This window comes from Heyndrickxia acidiproducens DSM 23148, assembly GCF_000374345.1.
GTDB lineage: Bacteria > Bacillota > Bacilli > Bacillales > Bacillaceae_C > Weizmannia > Weizmannia acidiproducens.
Map to the genome: position 1 here is coordinate 1 of NZ_KB894065.1, position 3,463 is coordinate 3,463.

Below are 3,463 nucleotides of genomic sequence, written 5' to 3' on the forward strand. Positions count from 1 at the left end.
TTGAAGGAAATTTTCACATTCTGGAACAACGGAAATAAAATATGCACATTTTCCCGGAAGTGTACCTGAATTAATTTGAAAAAAGGTTACTGGAATAATGTGCTCGTTTACAGAAGAGATCACGTATTTCGCGCCATTATAACCCATTGAGATATAGGTTCTTGGCTTAAGGAGTGTTTCCAGGCCTTCGATCGTATCACCGACTGCTTTTCCGGATCCCTCATAAATGCCGTTCCAAATATCCATATAAAACGGGTCATCCGGATTTTCTGAACCCGGTATGGTCTCTTTCGGGATTTCGTTCACCAGTTCATATTAGAGATGCTTGCTTCCGGGTTTCCTGTATTCCATCACAATGGACCCGTCTTTATAGATATGGAACTTGGCGGACAAATACCTGTCAAAATCCTTGCCGCTCACTCTTTGAGCCGGTTTCATACCAACCTTATGAATGAGCTCACCTTCCAGACTGCGGTAGGCTCCAGTTTTGATAAACTGTTTCGGGTTATAAGCGGTAATGTCAGGTGAGCCGTCACTCGCCATCGATTCCATCTGCCCGACAAACCGCACCATGGTATTTATGCCTTTATCAAGGGTGTCAAGGGTACGGACAACTTTGGTATCAAAGTCATGCAAATGTTCAACTGTTTTGTTCACTTTTTTTTCCAGCCTTCTGAATAGAGTATAGCTTTTCCTCCACATCCAGGTTTGGAAGAGAGATAAGATCCGAAACTCTTCGCATTGCTGCATTGGCATCCTCAAGTAAGTATCCAACGGTACTCACCAGTTTTTTCAGCGCGGAAATAACACCGTCCTGAACAAAAGCTTCCTGAGTATAGCCGTCCGAATCCGGTTCAAAGAATGATAAATCTTTGCGAATTTTGTTCTGCTGCTCGTTGTATTCGGATAACGACTGCAGTCAAGAGAAATGAAATCCTGGAAATATCCACGCATAGCATTGCCGGCCTTGCTATTATACGCATTTTGCATGTCTACAAAATTATCAATTGAACAGCTTTTAAACAATGGATTCATTTTATCCTACTTCTTAATGGAATTGATTTTTGCTGTCCATAGTTCTATAATTTTTACCAGTTCTTTTGTTTCTATAATACATTCATTATCTTCATCACTATAATTATCTGTTATGTTTGTAAAATCCTTTTTTATTTCTAATGTGCAATTATTTCCTGTGCATTCTTCATGAATTGACTCGCCATTTAAAACCCTGTATAACAAATCCAGCCAAGGCCTGCTATTACTTTGAACATCACCCATTAATAAAATTGCAACAGAAGAAATTTCATTTGGTACTTGTACTGTTAATCCCGTATTGCCTTTTTTAAATATAACTTTGTATTTCATTTTCACACTTCCCTAATATAATGGATATGCAGTTTTAATTTTACCTTGAGGATCTATTCTCATTTGTATTTTCATGCCACTTTTTAATGTACCTTCGTATAGATTATCTTTTATCAGTTTTTTATTATTGTAAGCTTCTTTTATCGCTTCGGTTACTTGAACTCTGTTCCAGTCTTTAGGAAAAAAGGTAGATGGTACTTTCTTATTCTTACCTTCAATCTCAACTATTGCACGATATACGCCATATTGATTTGGAGGGTCTGTCACTTCAACTATTTTTCCACCCATCATACTTTCATGGTGATAGCCTACAGCTTTTCTTTTTTTGTTAACTTCTCCGCGAAATATGTGTTCGAATGTGCCACTATTAAAAATTCCTGGTTTATCCCCTGACCATCTTTCCTTTGTCGCATGCTGTAGTCTTACCCCTAACTCATTCATCATATTATACGGAATCTTTACATGCCCTGTTCCGGCTGCTTCAAACGCAGGTGCAACCCCGATATTCCCTCTCAGATTCCCGGCGCTTTTTTCCGGCTCTTCGGCAACAGCTTTCGCAGGTGTACCAAGTTTGCTGAGTCCTTTGTCGCCAAACAGGGATATTCCGACTGTTCCAATGCCGTGAGTAAAAAACTCTGTCCGGCTTTCGGCATTGCCATTGACGACATCACGTTCGAAAGCATTCTTGACGGACTGACACATATATTTGGCCGTATCGATCCCCTTGTGGACACTGCTGTATAAGTATGCTTTTGGGGAAGGGGAAGAGACAAGGTGATCCGCGAATTCCGCGCCTTTATAGCCAATCATATATGCCATCTTTGGAATCTCCGCCACGGTTCCGATAATATCGCCGACCATTTCACCGGCGCCTTTATAAAATCCATTCCAAATATCCATATAAAGCGGATCATCCGGTTTTTTCTCTCTTGGAATCGCTTCTTTCGGGATTTCATCGACCAGTTCGTAATAAACCTGTTTGGATCCCTGCTTGCGGTATTCCATCACGGTGACCCCGTCTTCATACACATGGAACTTGACGGACAAATGTCCGCCAAAGTCTTGAGCCCTCATCGTCTTAACCGGTTTTACACCAGCTTTCTGAATGAGCTCGCCTTCCAGACTGCGGTAGGCATTCGTTGTGACAAACTGTTTCGGGTTGTAGGTCGCAATGTCAAGTGAGCCGTCACCACTCATCGATTCCATCTGCCGGATAAACCGCACCATGGTATCCAAGTCTTTATCAAGGGAATCTAGTGTACTGGCAGCCTTTGAGTCAAAGTCATACAAATGCTCAAGTGTTTTGTTTGCCTTTTTTCTAGCCTTCTGAATATAGTATAGCTTTTCCTCCACATCTAGTTTTGGAAGAGAGATAAGATCTGAAACTTTCCGCATTGCAGCATTGGCATCTTCCAGCAAATAACCAACGGTATTCTCCAGTTTTTTCAGCGCGGAAATGACACCGTCCTGAACAAAAGCTTCCTGAATATAGCCGTTAGCGTCCGGTTCAAAGGATGACAAGTCTTTAAGAATTTTGTTCAGCTGCTCGTTGTATTCGGATAAAAACGACTGCAGGTACAAGAGAAACGGCTGGTGAAAATCCCGGAAATACCCACGCATGGCATCGCCAGCCTTGCCTTTAAACGCATCCTCCATGTTCACAAACGCATCAATTGCCTGCTGGAGGTCCGCGATTTGATCAGATTTCTCCTTCAAAGCACTTTGCGTATCCGCGACAACTTGTTCAAATAACTGCACATCAAGAATTTTCATTGTGTCACCTGCTCATCGCCCGGTCTTCGAAGCCCTTTTCCAATTGTTCATCATATTCCTTCATGGCATGGACTGCTTTTTTGGCTGCCGCTTCATTTTTCAATGTGACAGCATGGTAGGCAGTGAGCAGGTTATCCAGCTTTTGATTCAAGTGGACAAGATGATGAAGGGACAATAAATGATTCGAGCCACTGTCACCCATTGATTTTGAACTATCCGGGTTTTGTGCGTTTGAGCGGATATTTGCGAGTGATTTTTCAACCGTGTCAAATTGAATTTTGACTTCCATCGTCACACCTCTTTTTTGCGCATTTTTACGATTTCT

The 3,463-nt window shown here is 41.7% G+C and carries 5 protein-coding genes and 1 pseudogene; all 6 read right to left on the reverse strand.

Features of this window, described 5'->3' with window-relative positions; genetic code table 11:
* Nucleotides 1-306, reverse strand: a pseudogene (locus C232_RS20345) (hypothetical protein); the annotation flags it as partial.
* Between the two features lie 9 nt (nucleotides 307-315).
* Entirely contained in the window at nucleotides 316-657 is a 342-nt protein-coding gene (locus C232_RS20350) for an LXG domain-containing protein (RefSeq protein ID WP_235801562.1), read from the reverse strand.
* Nucleotides 641-919 carry a T7SS effector LXG polymorphic toxin gene (locus tag C232_RS19690; RefSeq protein WP_081622803.1) on the reverse strand — a complete coding sequence of 93 codons (279 nt, stop codon included), beginning with the start codon at nucleotides 917-919 and terminating at the stop codon, nucleotides 641-643. The genes C232_RS20350 and C232_RS19690 overlap by 17 nt, the downstream gene beginning before the upstream one ends.
* A 122-nt stretch (nucleotides 920-1,041) precedes the next feature.
* Nucleotides 1,042-1,365, reverse strand: a complete 324-nt coding sequence (locus C232_RS0118090) for a hypothetical protein (RefSeq protein ID WP_018665515.1) — start codon at nucleotides 1,363-1,365, stop codon at nucleotides 1,042-1,044.
* A gap of 12 nt (nucleotides 1,366-1,377) precedes the next feature.
* Nucleotides 1,378-3,138 (reverse strand): T7SS effector LXG polymorphic toxin, encoded by a 1,761-nt coding sequence (locus C232_RS19035; protein ID WP_018665516.1) that lies wholly within the window; start codon nucleotides 3,136-3,138, stop codon nucleotides 1,378-1,380.
* Nucleotides 3,139-3,142: 4 nt separating this feature from the next.
* On the reverse strand, nucleotides 3,143-3,463 hold a 321-nt coding region (locus C232_RS0118100), incomplete at its 5' end, for a DUF5344 family protein (protein ID WP_018665517.1).